We start from the raw sequence: 20,284 nt of genomic DNA on the forward strand, positions 1-20,284 counted from the left end.
GCCGAAGCCTCTAAAACGGGCCTAACGGCAACTTATGGACATGAAGAAAGGCACTTAACCTCTTCATTAACAATGGAATGTTGTCATGTACTGATCCAGATCAGGTATTCAACATTTAAATCGACTTATTCTGTCGACTCTCTTCTCCTGCATTGGAGTCTCGCAAATGTCTGATACCCCCGGAAAACTTCGATTGGGTGCGCTAGTTGCACTGGTTGTCGGCTCCATGATCGGCGGCGGGATATTTTCCCTGCCACAAAACATGGCCGCCAGCGCCGATGTCGGTGCGGTACTGATTGGCTGGGCCATTACCGCTGTCGGCATGCTGACCCTCGCTTTTGTCTTTCAGACCCTGGCCAATCGCAAGCCCGACCTGGATGGCGGCGTGTATGTCTACGCCAAGGCCGGGTTCGGCGACTACATGGGTTTCTCGTCGGCCTGGGGCTACTGGATCAGCGCCTGGCTGGGCAACGTCGGCTACTTCGTACTGCTGTTCAGCACCCTGGGCTACTTCTTCCCGATTTTCGGTGAAGGCAACACCGTTGCCGCGGTGATCGGCGCCTCGGTATTGCTGTGGGCGGTGCATTTCCTGGTGCTGCGCGGCATCAAGGAAGCGGCATTCATCAACCTCGTAACCACCATCGCCAAGGTCGTGCCACTGGTGTTGTTCGTGCTCATCGCCGTGTTCGCCTTCAAGCTGGATATCTTCACCAGAGATATCTGGGGCACGATGAACCCGGACCTGGGCAGCGTGATGAACCAGGTGCGCAACATGATGCTGGTCACCGTGTGGGTGTTCATCGGCATCGAGGGCGCCAGCATCTTCTCGGCACGGGCCGAGAAACGCTCCGACGTCGGCAAGGCCACGGTCATCGGTTTCATCACCGTGCTGCTGTTCCTGGTGCTGGTCAACGTGCTGTCACTGGGCATCATGACCCAACCTGAACTGGCCAAGCTGCAGAACCCGTCCATGGCCGCCGTGCTGGAGCACGTGGTGGGCCATTGGGGCGCGGTGCTGATCAGCGTCGGCCTGATCATCTCGCTGCTCGGCGCCCTGCTGTCCTGGGTGCTGCTGTGCGCCGAGATCATGTTCGCCGCCGCCAAAGACCACACCATGCCCGAGTTCCTGCGCCGGGAGAACGCCAACCACGTACCGGCCAACGCCCTGTGGCTGACCAACGCGATGGTCCAGCTGTTTCTGGTCATCACCCTGTTCTCGGCCAGCACGTACCTGTCACTGATCTACCTCGCCACCTCGATGATCCTGGTGCCATACCTGTGGTCGGCGGCCTACGCCGTGCTGCTGGCAGTGCGCGGCGAGACCTACGAAGGCTTCGCGGCCGAGCGGCGCAAGGATCTGGTCATCGGCGCCATCGCCCTGATCTACGCGGTGTGGCTGCTCTATGCCGGCGGGATCAAGTACCTGCTGCTCTCCGCCCTGCTCTATGCCCCCGGCGCGATTCTGTTCGCCAAGGCCAAGCGCGAGTTGGGCAAACCGGTTTTCACCTCTGTCGAGAAGCTGATTTTCGCCGCAGTGATCGCAGGCGCCCTGGTGGCCGCCTATGGGCTCTACGACGGCTTCCTGACCTTGTAGCTGGCTGATTGTTTTAACAGGAGGATTTGTAATGACCACGGAAAAAGTGAAGTACGGCGTTCATTCCGAAGCCGGTAAATTACGTAAAGTCATGGTGTGTTCCCCAGGCCTGGCCCATCAACGCTTGACCCCGAACAACTGCGACGAGCTGCTGTTCGACGACGTGATCTGGGTCAACCAGGCCAAGCGCGACCATTTCGATTTCGTCACCAAGATGCGCGAGCGTGACATCGAGGTGCTGGAAATGCACAACCTGCTGACCGACATCGTCGCCGTCCCCGAAGCCCTGGACTGGATCCTGCAGCGCAAGATCACCGCCAACTCGGTGGGCCTGGGCCTGGTGAACGAAGTCGGTTCGTGGCTGCGCAGCCTGGAGCCACGCCATATCGCCGAGTTCCTGATTGGCGGCGTCTCGGCCGACGACCTGCCGGACAGCTTCGGTGGCAAGACCATCCAGATGTTCCGCGACTTCCTCGGGCACTCCAGCTTCATCCTGCCACCGCTGCCCAATACCCAGTTCACCCGTGACACCACCTGCTGGATCTACGGCGGCGTGACCCTGAACCCGATGTACTGGCCGGCGCGACGCCAGGAAACCCTGCTGACCACTGCCATCTACAAGTTCCACCCCGAGTTCACCCAGGCTGACTTTCAGATCTGGTACGGCGACCCGGACCAGGAGCATGGCAACGCCACCCTCGAAGGCGGCGACGTGATGCCCATCGGCAACGGCGTGGTGCTGATCGGCATGGGCGAACGCTCGTCCCGCCAGGCCATCGGCCAACTGGCACTGAACCTGTTCAAGCACAAGGCCGTGGAGCGGGTGATCGTCGCCGGCTTGCCAAGATCCCGCGCCGCCATGCACCTGGACACGGTGTTCAGCTTCTGCGACCGCGACCTGGTCACGGTTTTCCCGGAAGTGGTGGGCCAGATCGTCGCCTTCTCCCTGCGCCCTGACGAAAGCAAGCCCGGCGGCATCGACGTACGCCGCGAAGAAGGCAGCTTCCTCGACACCGTGGCCGCCGCCCTCAAGCTGCCGGCCTTGCGCGTGGTGGAAACCGGCGGCAATAGCTTCGCCGCCGAGCGCGAACAATGGGACGACGGCAACAACGTGGTGGCCGTGGAGCCGGGCGTGGTGATCGGCTATGACCGCAACACCTACACCAACACCCTGCTGCGCAAGGCCGGGGTGGAAGTCATCACCATCAGCGCCAGCGAGCTGGGCCGCGGCCGCGGCGGTGGCCACTGCATGACCTGCCCGATCATCCGCGACCCGATCGACTACTGACCTTTGAGCCTGGGCCGGTATCGAGCCGATAGCCGCCCAGGGGATAACCGAAACCCAAGGAGATCCATATCATGGCTTTCAACATGCGCAACCGCAGCCTGCTGAGCTTGATGCACCACACCAACCGCGAGCTGCACTACCTGCTGGACCTGTCCCGCGACCTCAAGCGTGCCAAGTACACCGGCACCGAACAACCGCACCTCAAGGGCAAGAACATCGCGCTGATCTTCGAGAAGACCTCGACCCGCACCCGCTGTGCCTTCGAGGTCGCGGCCCACGACCAGGGTGCCCACGTCACCTACATCGACCCGGTGTCGTCGCAGATCGGCCACAAGGAAAGCATGAAAGACACCGCCCGGGTCCTGGGGCGGATGTTCGATGCCATCGAATACCGGGGCTTCGAACAGGAGATCGTCGAGGAACTGGCCAAGTTCGCCGGAGTGCCGGTGTTCAACGGCCTGACCGCCGAATTCCACCCCACCCAGATGATCGCCGACACCCTGACCATGCGCGAACACAGCGACAAGCCGCTGCATGACATCAGCTACGCGTACCTGGGCGATGCCCGCTACAACATGGGCAATTCGCTGCTGATGATCGGCGCCAAACTGGGCATGGACGTGCGCATCGGCGCGCCGAAAGCCCTGTGGCCGCATCAGGATTTCATCGACCAGTGCCAGGCCTTCGCCGCCGAGAGCGGCGGGCGCATCACCATCACCGAGGATCCGAAGGCCGCCGTCAAGGGCGTGGACTTCATCCACACCGATATCTGGGTGTCCATGGGCGAACCGGTGGAAGCCTGGGATGAACGCATCGAGCAATTGCTGCCCTACCAGGTCAACGCGCAAATGATGAAAGCCTCGGGCAACCCACGGGTGAAATTCATGCATTGCCTGCCGGCGTTCCACAACAGCGAAACCAAGGTCGGCAAGGACATCGCCGCCCGCTATCCGAACCTGGCCAATGGTGTGGAAGTGACCGAAGAGGTGTTCGAGTCCCCGGCCAACATCGCGTTCGAGCAGGCGGAGAATCGCATGCACACCATCAAGGCGATCCTGGTGTCGGCGCTGGCGGATATCTGAATGCCCGACGCGAATCACTGTGGGAGCGAGCTTGCTCGCGATGGCGCAGGAACAGGCAACATTGATGTCGACTGACACACCGCTATCGCGAGCAAGCTCGCTCCCACAGGGAGGACTGCGTTCCCGATCCATTTTTGAAAGGACAGCACCATGCGCATCGTCGTTGCCCTGGGCGGTAACGCCCTCCTGCGTCGGGGTGAACCCCTGACCGCTGCCAACCAACGCAGCAACATCCGCACCGCGACCGGACAGATCGCCAAGATCCACCCCGGCAACCAACTGGTCATCGCCCACGGCAACGGCCCGCAGGTCGGCCTGCTGTCGTTGCAGGCGGCGGCCTACACCGCGGTCACACCGTATCCGCTGGACGTGCTCGGCGCCGAAACCGAAGGCATGATCGGCTACATCATCGAACAGGAACTGGGCAATCTGCTGGACTTCGAAGTCCCCTTCGCCACACTGCTGACCCAGGTCGAAGTGGATGGCAACGACCCGGCCTTCCAGAACCCCACCAAGCCCATCGGCCCGGTCTACAGCCAGCAAGAGGCGCAGAAGCTGGCGGCTGAAAAAGGCTGGACCATCGCCCCGGACGGCGACAAGTTCCGCCGGGTGGTCGCCAGCCCACGGCCCAAGCGCATCTTTGAGATCCGTCCGATCAAGTGGCTGCTGGAAAAAGGCAGCATCGTGATCTGCGCCGGCGGTGGCGGTATTCCGACGATGTACGACGCCGACGGCAAGCTGCAGGGCGTGGAAGCGGTGATCGACAAGGACCTGTGCTCGGCGCTGCTGGCCGAACAGCTGGAAAGCGATCTGCTGGTGATCGCCACCGACGTCAACGCCGCGTTCGTCGACTTCGGCAAGCCGACCCAGAAAGCCATCGCCCAGGCCCACCCCGACGAAATGGAAAAGCTCGGCTTCGCCGCCGGCTCCATGGGGCCGAAGGTGCAGGCCGCCTGCGAGTTCGCGCGCAACACGGGCAAGGTCGCGGTGATCGGGTCGCTGTCGGACATCGATGCTATCGTCCAGGGTCAGGCCGGCACCCGCATCAGCACGTCGACACCTGGCATCGCTTATCGATAACAGGAAACTTGCAGGGCGGATCCAGAGTCTGCCCTACACCCACGCCTTCGAGGAGAGTCGTTTATGGCCATGTTCGAACCCGGTCACCTGCACATGGAACGCCACGCGCTGAACAAGAATGACTTCAGCTACAACCTGTGCATCGACTACAAGGTTGAGCAAGACCCCAAGGAAGGCACCGGCATGTCGTTCCGGGTGCATGGCAAGGTGGAGGACAAATCCCTGGACGAGACCTTCTTCCTGGCCAAGGACCAGGCCTTCGACTTCGCCCGCCACGCCACGCGCATCGCTCAGAAATACGGCCTGCCCAAGACCGCCAGCATCGGCTCGATGCACGAGTACTACGACAAAATGTTCGAAGACGTGCGCAAGCAACTGGACGTCAAGCCGGGCGATCCGATGAAGCCGGAACACTTGGCATAACCTGGCTAAAAGACCACCCCAATCCCTTGTGGGAGCGAGCTTGCTCGCGATAGCGGTAGATCAGTCGAGACACATAGTGACTGACCCACCCTCATCGCGAGCAAGCTCGCTCCCACAAGGGCTATCAGTGTTCTGAATAGCGGGTTAAACACACTCACTGCCTGGCTGGCAACCCGCCACGGCTGACCTATGCTGAAAGTAGTACCCCCGGGTATTCGTTCAGAGGTCACCGCCATGAACATCAAAACAAGAAGACGCCTCGCTATTTTCGTCACCTGCGCCGCCACGCTTGCGCTGTATGGCACCGCGGCCTACCGGGTCGAGCAGGCCAGGCAACTGCCCCGTGAATACGCCAGCTGCAACTTCGAACGCTGCATCCCCCACAGCGCAACCCTGAACGCCCTGCGCTGAGGCGTGGTCAGTCGTCCTGCTGATCGGTCTTGAGCCGGTCCCGGAACGCCTTGGGCGAGATCCCGACGCGCCGGCGGAACAGCCGAGTGAAGTTGGTCGGGTCGGAAAACCCGAGCAGTTCGGAAATCTCGTAGATGGTCATGCCGGTGTAGGTCAGCAGGCGCTTGGCTTCCAACAGCTGGCGCTCGTGCATGATCTGCAACGCCGGTTGCCCCGCCAGCTCCCGGCAGGTGCCGTTGAGGTGCGACACGGAAATGCCCAGGCGATGGGCCAGGTCTTCGACCTTGACGTGCTCGCGATAGGTTTCTTCCACCAACTGAATGAACCCGTTGAGGTATTCCCGGGCCCGTTGCGGGCGCTGGGCCTGGGTGTGTCGCTGCATCACCTGGCGGCTGACCCAGACCATGATCACGCTGACCAGCGCATGCATCAGCATTTCCCGAGCCGGCTGGTGCCCCATGTATTCATTCTGCAGGGCGCTGAACAGGCTGTTGAGGTACTCGGCATTCTCGAGGGCGGGGTAGCTTTCGGCCTGGGCCAGCACATTGACCGAATGCCCCAGTTGCGCTTGCAGGTGCGTGACCAGCGGCGCCGCCAGCGTCACCACGTAACCTTCCACATCCTCGGAAAAACGAAAGCCATGGACCGACAGCGGCGGCAGGATCTGCACGGCCGGTTCGGTGAGCTGCGTGCGCCGACCTTCGATTTCCAGTTCCGCCTGGCCCTTGAAGACAAACAGCAACTGGCACAGGTCGGCGTGCCGATGGGGTTTGATTTCCCAGTGATGCTCGCGGCTGCGCTTGGAGATGGTTTCGCAGTGCAGCAGGTCCGGGGTCGGCCATTCCTGGCTCTCACCGTAGAGCTTGAACACCGGGATCGAAGGCAGGTCAGGTTTTTTCATAACGTGGATCCGGGCCTGGGGTTGCGGGCGATAATCGCACCAATTGGCAGAAAGTACAGGTATCGGCTCAGTTTTCCCCTTCAACTGACAGGTCCGCAAGCGAAAAATGTAGGCACTCGATTTCTAATAATCAACACCGACCCTGGTCGCGTGCTTCGTGCGAGTCATAAGAACAATGAAAACACTCAAGACCCAAGTCGCTATTATCGGCGCCGGCCCCTCTGGCCTGCTGCTCGGCCAGTTGCTGCACAACGCCGGCATCGACACTGTCATCCTCGAACGCCAGACCCCGGACTATGTACTGGGCCGCATCCGCGCCGGTGTGCTGGAGCAAGGCATGGTCGAACTGCTGCGCCAGGCTGGCGTCGGTCAACGCATGGACGCCGAAGGCCTGCCCCATGACGGCTTTGAACTGGTGCTCAACGACCGGCGGGTGCACATCGACCTCAAGGGCCTGACTGGCGGTAAAAACGTCATGGTCTACGGCCAGACCGAAGTGACCCGTGACCTGATGGCCGCCCGCGAAGCCGCCGGCGCCCGCACGTTGTACCTGGCCAGCAACGCCCAGCCCCACGATATGCAAACCGAGCACCCTTTCGTGACCTTCGAGCATGACGGGCAAACCTTGCGCCTGGACTGCGACTACATTGCCGGTTGCGACGGTTTCCACGGTGTGGCGCGACAGTCCATTCCGGCGGAAAAACTCAAGGTTTTCGAACGCGTCTACCCGTTTGGCTGGCTCGGCGTGCTGGCCGACACCCCGCCGGTTCATGAAGAGCTGGTCTACGCTCGGCACGCCCGCGGTTTTGCCCTGTGCAGCATGCGTTCCAAGACCCGCACCCGTTACTACCTGCAAGTCCCCGCCGAGGAGCAAGTGGCCGACTGGCCGGACGAGCGTTTCTGGCATGAACTGAAAAACCGCCTGCCCACCGACCTGGCCGAGGCCTTGGTGACCGGCCCGTCCATCGAGAAAAGCATCGCGCCGCTGCGCAGCTTCGTGGTCGAGCCGATGCAGTACGGGCGGATGTTCCTGGTGGGCGACGCGGCCCACATCGTCCCACCGACCGGGGCCAAGGGGCTGAACCTGGCCGCCAGCGATGTCAGCACGTTGTTCAACATCCTGCTCAAGGTCTATCGCGACGGCCGTGTGGACTTGCTGGAACAGTATTCGGCCATCTGCCTGCGGCGCGTCTGGAAAGCCGAACGGTTCTCGTGGTGGATGACTTCGATGCTGCACCGCTTCGACGACGATGCGTTCAACCAGCGCATCAGCGAAGCCGAGCTGGAATACTTCCTCGACTCCGAGGCCGGCCGAAAAACCATTGCGGAAAATTACGTCGGACTTCCTTACGAGGCTATCGAATAGCCGCCTACCGACTTAAACTGCGGGCTTCATCCCATTCGCCTCTTCAGCGCAATGCCCGCAGGTTCTGCCGTGACTCAGCTCAATACACTCCAAGCTCCGAAACCGGCCATCCGCAGCGTGCTGGTGGCCCTGATGCTGGCGATTTTCCTGGGTGCGCTGGACCAGACCATCGTCGCCGTCTCGATGCCGGCCATTTCCGCACAATTTGCCGACGTCAGCCTGCTGGCCTGGGTGATTTCCGGCTACATGGTCGCCATGACCGTGGCGGTGCCCATCTACGGCAAGCTCGGTGACCTCTACGGACGCCGGCCGTTGATGCTGTTCGGCATGGGCCTGTTCACCCTGGCCTCGCTGTTCTGTGGCCTGGCGCAAAACATGGAGCAACTGGTGCTGGCGCGGATCGTCCAGGGCATCGGCGCCGGCGGGATGATTTCGGTGAGCCAGGCGATCATCGGCGACATCATCCCGCCCCGCGAGCGGGGTCGCTACCAAGGGTATTTCAGCAGCATGTACGCGGTGGCCAGCGTGGCCGGGCCGGTACTCGGGGGCTACATGACCGAATACTTGTCGTGGCGCTGGGTGTTCTGGATCAACCTGCCGCTGGGCCTCACGGCCTGGTGGGTGGCCCGACGCACCCTGGTGGGGCTGCCCGTACCGCAACGCACGCCGATCATCGATTACCTGGGCACCGTGTTGCTGATCATTGGCCTGACGGCGTTGCTGCTGGGGATCACCGAGGTCGGCCAGGGCCATGCCTGGCACAGCCGTGAAGTGCTGGGATTACTGGGTTGCGCGGGGATAGCCCTGGGGGTGTTCGCCTGGCACGAGCGCCGGGCGCGGGAACCGTTGCTGCCGATGCACCTGTTCGCCAACCGCAGCGCGGTGCTGTGCTGGTGCACGGTGTTCTTCACCAGTTTCCAGGCGATTTCCCTGACGGTGCTGGTGCCGTTGCGCTTCCAGAGCGTGACCGGCGCCGGTGCCGACAGTGCGGCGTTGCACTTGCTGCCGCTGGCCATAGGGCTGCCGCTCGGCGCGTATATCGCCGGCCGCCGGACCTCGGTCACGGGGCGCTACAAACCGATGATCCTCAGCGGCGCACTGCTCTTTCCCTTCGCCATCCTCGGCATGGCCTTCACTGCGCCTGACGCGCTCTGGCTCAGCAGCCTGTTCATGCTGCTCTGCGGCATCGCCTCCGGCATGCAGTTCCCCACGTCGCTGGTGGGGTCACAGAACGCCGTCCACCAACAGGACATCGGCGTCGCCACCAGCACCACCAACCTGTTCCGCTCCCTCGGCGGCGCGGTGGGCGTGGCGTTGATGTCGGCCTTGCTGCTGGCCTTGCTACAGGACTCAAGCCTGGCCCAACTCGCCGGCGCGTCATTGATCGGTGAAGGACATGCCGGCAACGTCTTGCTGGACGGCCTCAACGCCGCCCCGGGCGAGGCCCGGAACGCCTTGCGCCAGGCATTGCAGGCGACATTCCGGCATTTGCTGTTGATCAGCGCGGCGGTATCGCTGTTGGGGCTGGCGGCCGCGGTGGCGATGCCCAATCGCTTGCTGCGTGGGCGGGATGAGAAGGCTGGGTAACCTGTACCGGTGAAGAAGGATTGTGGGAGCAAAGCTTGCTCGCGAAACAGGCACCTCGGTTTTTTGAAAGACCGCATCGCCTTCATCGCGGGCAAGCCTTGCTCCCACACAAGCCTTGCTCGCACAAATGCTATCAAGCCGTCGCCGCGACACCCTCTGGCATCACCTGCGCGCTCATCCCGTCCTTCATCCGCTTGGCATCGCGCACGAAGCAGCGTGACGCCAGGAACAGGAACACCATGGTCAAGAGCAGCGCCACCGGGATCAGGTACATCGCGTCGTGCAGGCCGATGGCCTTGAATGCTTCGGTCATCTGGTCGACACCCGCGGTGGCCATGGCCGTGCGGGCGAAGTAGTCGGACAAGCCGCCCACCACCACCGGCCCCAGGCCGCCGCCGAGCAAATACAGCCCGGCAAAGTACAACGCCATCGCCGTGGCGCGCAGGCGCGGCTCCACCACGTCCTGGATCGCGGTGTAGACGCAGGTGTAAAAGTTATAGGCAAACAGCCAACCCACGCTGAACACCGCCACGAACACGCCGATTTCAATGCGCCCGGCATGCAGGGCCCAGGCCGTGGTGACCGTCGAAATCGCCAGGCTGAAGGCTGCAAACAGCAGGCGGCCATTGGGCACGCGCTGGTGAATCTTGTCCGCGACCCAGCCACCCAGGGTGAGCCCGAACAACCCCGTCACGCCCACCATGATCCCGGTGGCCACGGCCGCCTCGTGCAACGGCATCAGGAAATAACGTTGCAGCATCGGCACCAGGAAGGAGTTGCAGGCATAGGTGGCGAAGTTGAAGCACAGCCCCGCCAGCACCAGCCACAGGAAGGTGGGAATCGCCAGCACCCGGCGCACCGGCTTGTCGATCTTTTCCTGGGAGACCTGCACGGTTTCCGCCGCACCGCGCTTGGGCTCCTTGATGAAAAACATGAACACCGCCAGCACCAGCCCCGGTACCGCCGCGATGAAGAACGGCGCACGCCAGCTGTCGAACGCCTTGACCATCGCGCCAATGGTGAAAAACGCCAACAGCAGGCCCAGGGGCAGGCCGAGCATGAAGATGCCCATCGCCCGAGCCCGGCGGTGGGCCGGGAACAGGTCGCCAATCAGTGAGTTGGCGGCTGGCGCGTAGCTGGCCTCGCCGATGCCGACGCCCATGCGCACCACCAGGAACGCCCAGAAACTGCCCACCAGGCCGTTCACCGCCGTCAGTCCGCTCCAGGCCGCCAGGCCCCAGCCCATCAACTTGCTGCGCGAACCGGTATCGGCCATGCGCCCCAGCGGCAAGCCGGCAATGGCATAAACGATGGTGAAGGCGGTGCCGATGATGCCGATCTGGAAATCGCTGAGGCTCCACTCCATGCGGATCGGCTCGATGATGATCGCCGGGATGGTGCGGTCGAAGAAATTGAACAGGTTGGCCAGGAACAACAGGAACAGAATGCGCCAGGCATTCGCCGCTTGGGTCGAGTTCTGCATGGGTCCGTCTCTTTTATTGTTATGGGCCAACGGTCCGTGGCCTGGATATGCAATCTAGACAGCGCTACGGGAGCTGTCTCCAATCATTCGCAAGACTGATACCCACCCATGGGACGCGGCGTATTTCTTGATGCCCATCAAGCTTCTGTAACAATTGCCACCATTTTGCCTTTTGCTGGTTAAAGATCGAAGTCCGGTGGCCGATTCAACGTGATCAGGAAAAAGATTATCCCAAGCGCTGCTCAGGCCGCAGCCCTGGCCGCTTGGACCGATTTTCGCGTTTATCCAGGCGCGAACTCCCATCCGCGAGTGTTCGATGACCGCATTCGTCGAGCCACCAGTTCAGGCACATGGCGCACAATGACTTCCAAAAAAACAGCCACTGCGGTATCCGATCTGACCTTGAGCCCCGCCGCCAACGGCCCGGAAGTCTCGAAGCCATCGAGCCCCCCGCGCCCTCTGTCGACCCAGCAATATCTGTATTTCACCGAAACCAACACCGACCGTATCCTCGATAACCTCGACGGCCTGCGTGACACCGTGTTCCCGCGTCCGCCGCACCTGGTGGACGACGAATACGACCGCGCGCAACAGGAATTCCCGTCGGTGTGCCTGATCGGTCTGGGTCGCTGCGGCTCCAACATCGCCCTGGACGTGGCCGAGCTGGTGTACAACGCCCGCAAGTTCTACCTCAACGAATTCAACGCCGAAGACAAAGGCTACAGTGACAAGGGCCACAGCCCTGCACAATGGATCCGCAACAACCTGCGCCTGGGCACCAGCAAGGCCAGCAAACCGGTGTTCCTGGTGGAGCCGCTGGTGATGCTCGGCGACCTGGACAAGGACATCGCCGGGCGCATCCGTTTCTCGCGCAAGGGCGAAAAAAGCGGCTTCTTGCGCGACTACAGCAAGATGAAAATCATGGACCTGTCGGAAGTCCACGCCGGTGGCGCCGGTAACGCACCGATCCTCGGCCAGTACCTGGCCAAGATCATCCTGAACAAGGACACCCAGCGCTTCTCCAGCCCCGACTGGAAAATGATCCACTCGTACCTGATCGACAGCTGCGGCATCAAGGCCAACCAATCGCGCCTGTACTTCTCGATCTTCAGCGCTGGCGGCGGTACCGGTTCGGGCATGGCCTCGGAGTTCGGCCTGGCCCAGCAGTACTCGTACATGAACAAGACGTTCGACACCAAGCCGATGGACGAACACGACAGCAAGAGCGGCCACTCCTTCGTCTTCGAGCCGATCTTCACCAGCGGCATCTGCGTGCTGCCGAACATTTCCGACCACCGCAGCGAAATGTCCGAAGCCTTGCACATCAACGCCGGACGCCTGCTGTGCAAGTACCTGTCGGAAGAATGGGATTTCTCGTACAACTTCGCCAACGAAGACAGCAGCGAAGCCAGCGTGATGGGCCGTATCCGCCCGTGGAACGCGATGATGCTGATCTCCAACGACATCATGCGCTACGCCGAAGAAAGCGATGACGGCAACATCCAGAACATCGATGTCAACGCCATGGAGAAGCACGCCAACCAGTACATCTCCCAGCAGATCTTCAACATCCTGACGGCCCAGGCCGTCACCACCGACTACGACCAGAATTACTTCCGCCGTGCCGGCATCGACATCGGCGAAACCATTCGCCTGGACGCCAACGACCTGTTCATGAGCCTGGCCGGCCCGGTGGCAATCGCCTACGCCGAGTCTGTCGTCCCGGAAACCCCGGCACCGAGCGGCGACAAGTTCAAGGTGTTCGAGAAAGAGCCGCCGCGCCTGAACATCGACGACCTGTTCTTCCGCTCCATCGACCTGCCGCACTTCAACAAAGTCACCCAGGCCATCGAAGGCATCAGCCTGTTGCCGATCGAATCCAAGCGCTACCGCGCCTCGCTGGAGCAATACAAGAATTCCGGCTACGACGCCGCGGCCCTGCATGACCTGCACTTTTTCAAGAACTGCTCGTCGGTGGTGTCCATCGTCTCCTTGCCCAAGGACTACAAGCTGTCCTACATGGACCTGAACCGGCTCAAGACCCACCTCAACAGCCTGTTCCCCAACACCACGCTCAAGCGTTACGCGTTGGTGATCGGCGCCTCGGCGAACCTGTCGCTGACCACCCTGATCGCCAAGAGCCCGTGCCTGTCGGATGATTTCCTGACCTTGATCGTGGCCTTCATCAAACGCTGCTTCGCCCGCACCCCGTACCGTTTCGACGACACCCTGGACAACTCGATCCTGGACTTCATCATCAATGAAGACTTCGACGAAGCGCGCATCGACGACCTGCTCAACGAATTCGAAAACCCGGCGAAGATCCTCGACACCAACTGGTACGCGATCAAGCCGATGTACGAGAAGAAGTACCGCGAGCTGATCAATGACAAGGACAAGTTCGTCTCGATCAACGACATCCGCCTGTCCCGCGACTGCGTGAAGAAATCCATCAAGTACCTGCGCGAGATCTACCGTCACCGCATTGGCAAGACCAAGGTCATTTCTCTGAATAACCACACTGGCAGGACTTACTGAGGCGGGTGCGGAGACCGCGTCGCCTCGATCGCGAGCAAGCTCGCTCCCACAGTGGGCCTGTGTCCACAGAACCTTTGTGGGGGCGAGCTTGCTCGCGATAGCGGTCCCGAATCCCCCACCTGAACAACATCCAGAAACAATTGAGCAGCCCAAAGGCTGCTCCATGAACTGTTCCCGTTACGTATACGTCACCCTGCCCTGTGGCGTTTCGCCACGGCAGGGTGCTATCACGCTACTCACCTACACACTTTTTCAAACACAAAAACACGAACCAAGTTGGTGCACCGATCAATTCGACGCCCTTTCCTGGATCATAATCCACGGCGAAACCACCACCGCCCAAAGCTGCGGATCGCGCTTCAGAAAATCCAGCGCCCGCGTTTCAGACAGCTTGGCGAGCTGGTCGGCAGCCAGCCAGGCGGCGACTTTGGTACCTTCGTCCCGGGCGACGGCCTCGGCGGCGGCGATCAAATCCAGTGCCGGATCGACCCACAATAGGGCACCCTTGGCAAAGAACGGCTCCAGCTCTTTCCAGGTGATGGATGCGGTTTCTCCAAGCAGCTTGGCATAGAGGGTGCTAGGTTCTTGATTCATGGGACCTGTCCGGAAAAGAAATCGGCGCGAATGATAACGTCGGTGGTCTGGCAGAAAAACCCGGTAGCAAATTGCGGTACCGATTGAAAAGCGCAGGAAAGCCAAGGATTGCCGAAACGACCGGACAACCCCCCGCCGCTATTCTGTCTTTTTCTTTCAATTAAGCGACACCCCCAGGTTTTGCCCCCAAGCGCCAGCTTCCCTTGCCAACAATGGGCGCTCTACACTGTACCGGTACAGTTGCCGGGGGCATTTTCCGCGAGGGTATCCAAGATATCTGACCCGGTTCTGCTGCTACGGCGCCAGGACTATAAAAACTACAACAGCATGAGTGGAGCACTATGACTAAGGCTACTAAGCAGATTTCCAAACTGTTTGCCGCTATGGTTCTGGCCGGGGTTGCCAGCCATTCGTTTGCCGCCGACACCATCAAGATCGGCATCGCCGGCCCCAAGACCGGCCCTGTAGCCCAATACGGCGACATGCAGTTCAGTGGCGCGAAAATGGCCATCGAGCAGATCAACGCCAAGGGCGGCGTCGACGGCAAGCAGCTCGTCGCCGTCGAATACGACGACGCCTGTGATCCAAAACAAGCGGTCGCGGTCGCGAACAAAGTCGTCAACGACGGCGTCAAGTTCGTGGTCGGCCACCTGTGCTCCAGCTCCACCCAGCCAGCTTCCGACATCTACGAAGACGAAGGCGTGGTCATGATCACCCCGGCGGCTACCAGCCCGGACATCACCGCTCGCGGCTACAAGATGATCTTCCGCACCATCGGCCTGGACAGCGCCCAAGGCCCTGCGGCCGGCAACTACATCGCCGACCACGTCAAGCCGAAGATCGTTGCGGTCCTGCACGACAAGCAGCAGTACGGTGAAGGCATCGCCAGCGCCGTGAAGAAAACCCTCGAAGGCAAAGGCGTGAAAGTGGCCGTCTTCGAAGGCGTGAACGCCGGCGACAAGGACTTCTCCTCGATGATCGCCAAGCTCAAGCAAGCCAACGTCGATTTCGTCTACTACGGCGGCTACCACCCGGAGCTGGGCCTGATCCTGCGTCAAGCCCAGGAAAAAGGCCTGAAGGCCAAGTTCATGGGTCCGGAAGGCGTGGGTAACGACTCCATCTCGCAAATCGCCAAGGAGTCCTCCGAAGGCCTGCTGGTGACCCTGCCGAAATCCTTCGACCAGGATCCGGCCAACGTTGCCCTGGCTGACGCGTTCAAGGCCAAGAAAGAAGACCCGAGCGGTCCGTTCGTGTTCCCGTCCTACTCCGCTGTCCAGGTGATTGCCCAGGCCATCACCACAGCCAAGAGCGAAGACGCGGGCAAAGTGGCCGAAGCCATCCACGCCGGCACCTTCAAGACGCCAACGGGCGACCTGAGCTTCGACGCGAAGGGCGACCTGAAGGACTTCAAGTTCGTGGTCTACGAGTGGCATTTCGGCAAACCTAAAACCGAAGCTTCGCCTCAGTAAGGCCTGGCCTGACTGACTGCCAATAAAGCCCACGGCGTGCCGTGGGCTTTGTTTTAAATGTATTGGGCCGCGCTGGCGTGATCCGCCAGCCTCCCCACCTGAAAATCTCAAAACCGTCATCAGCGGTTCGCTGGCAAACCTCGTGTTCGAAGTGGATGCAGATCCACGGGGCCCGGGCGGGAAAATGACTCCACCAGTGAAATGCGTATCAGGTTTTTAGGAGCGCTGTAATGCCTGACATCTATCACTTCTTCCAGCAGCTGGTTAACGGCCTGACCGTTGGCAGCACGTATGCCTTGATCGCCATCGGCTACACGATGGTCTACGGCATCATTGGAATGATCAACTTCGCCCACGGCGAGGTGTACATGATCGGCTCCTACGTGGCGTTCATCGCCATCGCCGGGCTGAGCATGATGGGACTCGACAGTGTCCCGCTGTTGATGACCGCGGCGTTTCTCGCGAGCATCGTCGTCACCAGCTCCTATGGCTACAGCATCGAACGGATCGCCTACCGCCCCCTGCGCGGCAGCAACCGTCTGATCCCGCTGATCTCCGCCATCGGCATGTCGATCTTCCTGCAGAACACGGTACTGCTTTCGCAAGACTCCAAGGACAAATCCATTCCCAACCTGATCCCGGGCAACTTTGCCATCGGGCCAGGCGGGGCACATGAAGTGCTGATTTCCTACATGCAAATCGTGGTGTTCGTGGTGACCCTGGTCGCCATGCTCGGCCTCACGCTGTTCATCTCCCGTTCCCGCCTCGGCCGCGCCTGTCGCGCCTGTGCCGAGGACATCAAGATGGCCAACCTGCTGGGCATCAACACCAACAACATCATCGCCCTGACCTTCGTCATCGGTGCGGCCCTGGCGGCCATCGCCGCGGTGCTGTTGAGCATGCAATACGGCGTGATCAACCCCAACGCCGGCTTCCTCGTGGGCCTGAAAGCCTTCACCGCCGCGGTACTGGGCGGCATCGGCAGCATCCCCGGGGCGATGCTCGGCGGGCTGGTGCTGGGCGTGGCGGAAGCCTTTGGCGCCGACATCTTCGGCGACCAGTACAAGGACGTCGTGGCGTTCGGCTTGTTGGTTCTGGTTCTGTTATTCCGGCCGACCGGCATCCTGGGCCGCCCGGAGGTTGAGAAAGTATGACTAGGCATCTCAAATCGGCGCTTTTCAGCGCCCTGCTGGTCTGGGCCGTGGCCTATCCGGTACTGGGTCTTAAACTGACCATCGTCGGCATCAACCTGGAAGTGCACGGCACCAGCCCGGCGATCCTGGCGACCATCGCCGTGTGCTCGCTGCTGATGTTCGTGCGCGTGCTGTTCAGCACACAGATCAGCGCGGCGTGGAAGTCCTCGCCCGGCCTGCCGGTGATCCCGGCCAAGGCCAGCCACTTCCTGACCCTGCCGAGCACCCAGCGCTGGATCGTGCTGGGCCTGATCGTCGTGGCCCTGGTGTGGCCGTTCTTCGGCTCTCGCGGCGCGGTGGACATCGCCACGCTGATCCTGATCTACGTGATGCTGGGCCTGGGCCTGAACATCGTCGTAGGCCTGGCCGGCCTGCTGGACCTGGGTTACGTCGGCTTCTACGCCGTCGGCGCCTACAGCTACGCGCTGCTGTCCCACTACTTCGGCCTGAGCTTCTGGATCTGCCTGCCGATCGCCGGGATGATGGCCGCCACCTTCGGTTTCCTGCTGGGTTTCCCGGTCCTGCGCTTGCGCGGCGACTACCTGGCGATCGTGACCCTGGGTTTTGGCGAGATCATCCGCCTGTTCCTGCGCAACCTGACCGACATCACCGGCGGCCCGAACGGCATCAGCAACATCGAGAAACCGACGTTCTTCGGCCTGACCTTCGAGCGTAAAGCCGCCGAGGGGCTGCAGACCTTCCACGAGTACTTCGGCCTGGAATACAACTCGATCAACAAGGTGATCTTCCTCTATCTGGTTGCCCTGTTGCTGGCCCTGGCCGCGCTGTTCGTCATCAACCGCCTGCTGCGCATGCCGATCGGCCGCGCCTGGGAGGCACTGCGTGAAGACGAAATCGCCTGCCGTGCCCTGGGTCTCAACCCAACCGTGATCAAACTGTCGGCCTTTACCCTCGGCGCTGCGTTCGCCGGTTTTGCCGGCAGCTTCTTCGCCGCCCGCCAAGGCCTGGTGACGCCGGAATCCTTCACCTTCATCGAGTCGGCGATCATCCTCGCCATCGTGGTGCTGGGCGGGATGGGCTCGCAGCTGGGCGTGATCCTGGCGGCGATCGTGATGATCCTGCTGCCGGAAATGATGCGTGAATTCAGCGAATATCGCATGTTGATGTTCGGCGCCTTGATGGTGCTGATGATGATCTGGCGTCCTCAAGGTCTGCTGCCTATGCAACGCCCCCACATGGAGCTGCGCAAATGAGCCGCGAGATCCTGAAAGTCGAAAACCTGAGCATGCGCTTCGGCGGTTTGCTGGCGGTCAACGGCGTGGCCCTGACCGTGAAAGAGAAGCAAGTGGTTGCCCTGATCGGGCCCAACGGCGCGGGCAAGACCACCGTGTTCAACTGCCTGACCGGCTTCTACCAGCCCACCGGCGGCACCATCCTGCTGGACGGCGAGCCGATCCAGGGTCTGCCCGGCCACCACATCGCCCGCAAGGGTGTGGTGCGCACCTTCCAGAACGTGCGGCTGTTCAAGGACATGACGGCGGTCGAGAACCTGTTGATCGCCCAGCATCGTCATTTGAACACCAACTTCTTTGCCGGCCTGTTCAAGACCCCGGCGTTCCGCAAAAGCGAACGCGAGGCCATGGAGTACGCCGAGTACTGGCTGGACAAGGTCAACCTCACCGAGTTCGCCAACCGTACCGCCGGCACCCTGGCCTACGGTCAGCAACGGCGCCTGGAAATCGCCCGCTGCATGATGACCCGTCCGCGGATCCTCATGCTCGACGAGCCGGCCGCCGGCCTGAACCCCAAGGAAACCGAAGACCTGAAAGCCCTGATCGGCGTGCTGCGTGAGGAGCACAACGTCACCGTGCTGCTGATCGAGCACGACATGAAGCTGGTCATGAGCATTTCCGACCACATCGTCGTCATCAACCAGGGCACGCCCCTGGCCGACGGTACGCCGGAACAGATCCGCGACAATCCTGAAGTGATCAAAGCCTACCTGGGGGAAGCGTAAATGCTGCAGTTCGAAAACGTTTCCACCTTCTACGGCAAGATCCAGGCCCTGCACAGCGTCAACGTCGAAGTCCGCCAGGGCGAAATCGTCACGCTGATCGGTGCCAACGGTGCCGGCAAATCCACCCTGCTGATGACGCTCTGCGGTTCGCCCCAGGCCCACAGCGGCAGCATCCGCTACATGGGTGAGGAACTGGTGGGCCAGGACTCGGCGCGGATCATGCGCAAGAGCATCGCCGTGGTACCTGAGGGCCGCCGGGTATTTGCCCGGCTGACCGTGGAAGAAAACCTCGCCATGGGCGGATTTTTCACCGACAAGGGCGACTATCAGGAACAAATGGACAAGGTCCTGCACCTTTTCCCACGCCTGAAAGAACGCTTTACCCAGCGCGGCGGCACCATGTCCGGCGGCGAACAGCAAATGCTCGCCATCGGCCGTGCGCTGATGAGCAAACCCAAGCTGCTGCTGCTCGACGAGCCTTCCCTGGGCCTGGCACCGATCATCATCCAGCAGATCTTCGACATCATCGAGCAACTGCGCAAGGATGGCGTGACGGTGTTCCTGGTGGAGCAGAACGCCAACCAGGCGCTGAAAATCGCCGACCGGGCGTACGTGCTGGAGAACGGCCGGGTGGTGATGCAAGGCACCGGCGAGGCGTTGCTGACCGACCCGAAAGTGCGCGAGGCGTATCTGGGGGGTTGAGTCTGTCGCAGTAAAAGAAACGGCCTTCGGGCCGTTTTTTTTGCTCGGACCGCCCGCAATCCCCTGTGGCGAGGGCGCTTGCTCCCGCTGGGCTGCGCAGCGACCCCAAGATTTTGCGGTTGCTGCGCAACCGAGCGGGAGCAAGCTCCCTCGCCACAGGGTTACGCGTATCTAAAAAATAATGAGATCGCGCTGTAACGCTTTCCCACCTCCCTTCTCTAGTTCAGCAGACCGGCGCTAACGCCGGTTCATTTCCCTGAAGACTGGAGAATCACCATGACTGCTTCGACTCGCACCCTGTCCGCCGCTGCCTTGGTCCTGGCCCTGGGTTCTGCCCTGAGCATGACTGCCGTCTCGACCGCTCACGCAGCCGACGACAACATGGAAAAATGCTTCGGCGTCGCCCTCAAAGGCATGAACAACTGCGCCGCCGGTGCCGGCACCACCTGCGCCGGTACCGCAAAGATGGACTATCAGCCCAACGCTTGGAAATCGGTCCCTAAAGGCACTTGCACCACCCTTGAAAGCAAGACCTCCCCCACCGGTTTCGGCCAACTCCAAGCGTTCAAAGCCAAGTCCTGATCACCTCTGCCTG

18 protein-coding genes are annotated in these 20,284 nt (G+C 61.4%); 15 read left to right on the plus strand and 3 right to left on the minus strand.

Annotation, left to right across the window (positions count from 1 at the left end):
• Positions 1-166 precede the first annotated feature (166 nt).
• The 6 genes from arcD to BLU85_RS31105 all read left to right on the plus strand — a co-directional run bounded on the left by arcD (position 167) and on the right by BLU85_RS31105 (position 5,878).
• Positions 167-1,594, plus strand: coding sequence for an arginine-ornithine antiporter (gene arcD, locus BLU85_RS06930; protein WP_092203942.1), 1,428 nt, complete (start codon positions 167-169; stop codon positions 1,592-1,594).
• Positions 1,595-1,625: 31 nt separating this feature from the next.
• The gene (gene arcA, locus BLU85_RS06935) at positions 1,626-2,882 is read left to right on the plus strand and encodes an arginine deiminase (RefSeq protein ID WP_092203944.1); all 1,257 of its coding nucleotides are present in this window, start codon (positions 1,626-1,628) and stop codon (positions 2,880-2,882) included.
• A gap of 71 nt (positions 2,883-2,953) precedes the next feature.
• On the plus strand, positions 2,954-3,964 hold the full coding sequence (locus tag BLU85_RS06940; RefSeq protein ID WP_060738885.1) for an ornithine carbamoyltransferase: 1,011 nt from the start codon (positions 2,954-2,956) through the stop codon (positions 3,962-3,964).
• 150 nt (positions 3,965-4,114) lie between these two features.
• Positions 4,115-5,044, plus strand: coding sequence for a carbamate kinase (gene arcC / locus BLU85_RS06945; protein ID WP_092203946.1), 930 nt, complete (start codon positions 4,115-4,117; stop codon positions 5,042-5,044).
• A gap of 63 nt (positions 5,045-5,107) precedes the next feature.
• Entirely contained in the window at positions 5,108-5,467 is a 360-nt protein-coding gene (locus BLU85_RS06950; RefSeq protein WP_092203948.1) for a DUF5064 family protein, read from the plus strand.
• Between the two features lie 234 nt (positions 5,468-5,701).
• Positions 5,702-5,878 (plus strand): hypothetical protein, encoded by a 177-nt coding sequence (locus BLU85_RS31105; protein ID WP_162843733.1) that lies wholly within the window; start codon positions 5,702-5,704, stop codon positions 5,876-5,878.
• A 7-nt stretch (positions 5,879-5,885) separates the two neighbouring features.
• Here BLU85_RS31105 and BLU85_RS06955 read toward each other — a convergent pair whose 3' ends face one another.
• Positions 5,886-6,779 (minus strand): helix-turn-helix domain-containing protein, encoded by an 894-nt coding sequence (locus tag BLU85_RS06955; RefSeq protein WP_092203951.1) that lies wholly within the window; start codon positions 6,777-6,779, stop codon positions 5,886-5,888.
• Positions 6,780-6,954: 175 nt separating this feature from the next.
• On the opposite strand from BLU85_RS06955, the gene pobA reads away from it, so the two are divergent.
• Positions 6,955-8,145, plus strand: coding sequence for a 4-hydroxybenzoate 3-monooxygenase (gene pobA / locus BLU85_RS06960; protein WP_092203953.1), 1,191 nt, complete (start codon positions 6,955-6,957; stop codon positions 8,143-8,145).
• Positions 8,146-8,196: 51 nt separating this feature from the next.
• Positions 8,197-9,732, plus strand: a complete 1,536-nt coding sequence (locus BLU85_RS06965; protein WP_371914229.1) for an MDR family MFS transporter — start codon at positions 8,197-8,199, stop codon at positions 9,730-9,732.
• Positions 9,733-9,865: 133 nt separating this feature from the next.
• Here BLU85_RS06965 and BLU85_RS06970 read toward each other — a convergent pair whose 3' ends face one another.
• Entirely contained in the window at positions 9,866-11,215 is a 1,350-nt protein-coding gene (locus BLU85_RS06970) for a spinster family MFS transporter (protein ID WP_092203957.1), read from the minus strand.
• Positions 11,216-11,575: 360 nt separating this feature from the next.
• On the opposite strand from BLU85_RS06970, the gene BLU85_RS06975 reads away from it, so the two are divergent.
• Entirely contained in the window at positions 11,576-13,753 is a 2,178-nt protein-coding gene (locus BLU85_RS06975) for a hypothetical protein (RefSeq protein WP_092203959.1), read from the plus strand.
• Between the two features lie 288 nt (positions 13,754-14,041).
• Here the strand turns inward: BLU85_RS06975 and BLU85_RS06980 are convergent, their stop codons facing one another.
• Positions 14,042-14,347: a DUF2288 domain-containing protein gene (locus BLU85_RS06980; RefSeq protein ID WP_092203961.1), complete on the minus strand. Its 306-nt coding sequence runs from the start codon at positions 14,345-14,347 to the stop codon at positions 14,042-14,044.
• A gap of 341 nt (positions 14,348-14,688) precedes the next feature.
• Between BLU85_RS06980 and BLU85_RS06985 the strand changes: the two genes are divergently transcribed.
• The 6 genes from BLU85_RS06985 to BLU85_RS07010 all read left to right on the plus strand — a co-directional run bounded on the left by BLU85_RS06985 (position 14,689) and on the right by BLU85_RS07010 (position 20,271).
• The gene (locus BLU85_RS06985; RefSeq protein ID WP_092203963.1) at positions 14,689-15,816 is read left to right on the plus strand and encodes a branched-chain amino acid ABC transporter substrate-binding protein; all 1,128 of its coding nucleotides are present in this window, start codon (positions 14,689-14,691) and stop codon (positions 15,814-15,816) included.
• Between the two features lie 230 nt (positions 15,817-16,046).
• Positions 16,047-16,970, plus strand: a complete 924-nt coding sequence (gene livH, locus BLU85_RS06990; protein WP_060738894.1) for a high-affinity branched-chain amino acid ABC transporter permease LivH — start codon at positions 16,047-16,049, stop codon at positions 16,968-16,970.
• A complete protein-coding gene (locus BLU85_RS06995; protein ID WP_060738895.1) occupies positions 16,967-18,223 on the plus strand; it encodes a high-affinity branched-chain amino acid ABC transporter permease LivM in 1,257 nt (418 codons plus the stop codon). The genes livH and BLU85_RS06995 overlap by 4 nt, the downstream gene beginning before the upstream one ends.
• Positions 18,220-18,987 (plus strand): high-affinity branched-chain amino acid ABC transporter ATP-binding protein LivG, encoded by a 768-nt coding sequence (gene livG, locus BLU85_RS07000; RefSeq protein WP_060738896.1) that lies wholly within the window; start codon positions 18,220-18,222, stop codon positions 18,985-18,987. Before BLU85_RS06995 ends, livG begins: the two co-directional genes overlap by 4 nt.
• Complete coding sequence (locus BLU85_RS07005) at positions 18,988-19,689, plus strand: ABC transporter ATP-binding protein (RefSeq protein ID WP_003184675.1); 702 nt, start codon at positions 18,988-18,990, stop codon at positions 19,687-19,689. It abuts the gene before it with no gap.
• A 276-nt stretch (positions 19,690-19,965) separates the two neighbouring features.
• On the plus strand, positions 19,966-20,271 hold the full coding sequence (locus BLU85_RS07010; RefSeq protein WP_092203965.1) for a BufA1 family periplasmic bufferin-type metallophore: 306 nt from the start codon (positions 19,966-19,968) through the stop codon (positions 20,269-20,271).
• The last annotated feature ends 13 nt before the right edge of the window (positions 20,272-20,284 follow it).

This window comes from Pseudomonas sp. NFACC14 (assembly GCF_900106885.1).
Taxonomy (GTDB): domain Bacteria; phylum Pseudomonadota; class Gammaproteobacteria; order Pseudomonadales; family Pseudomonadaceae; genus Aquipseudomonas; species Aquipseudomonas fluorescens_AA.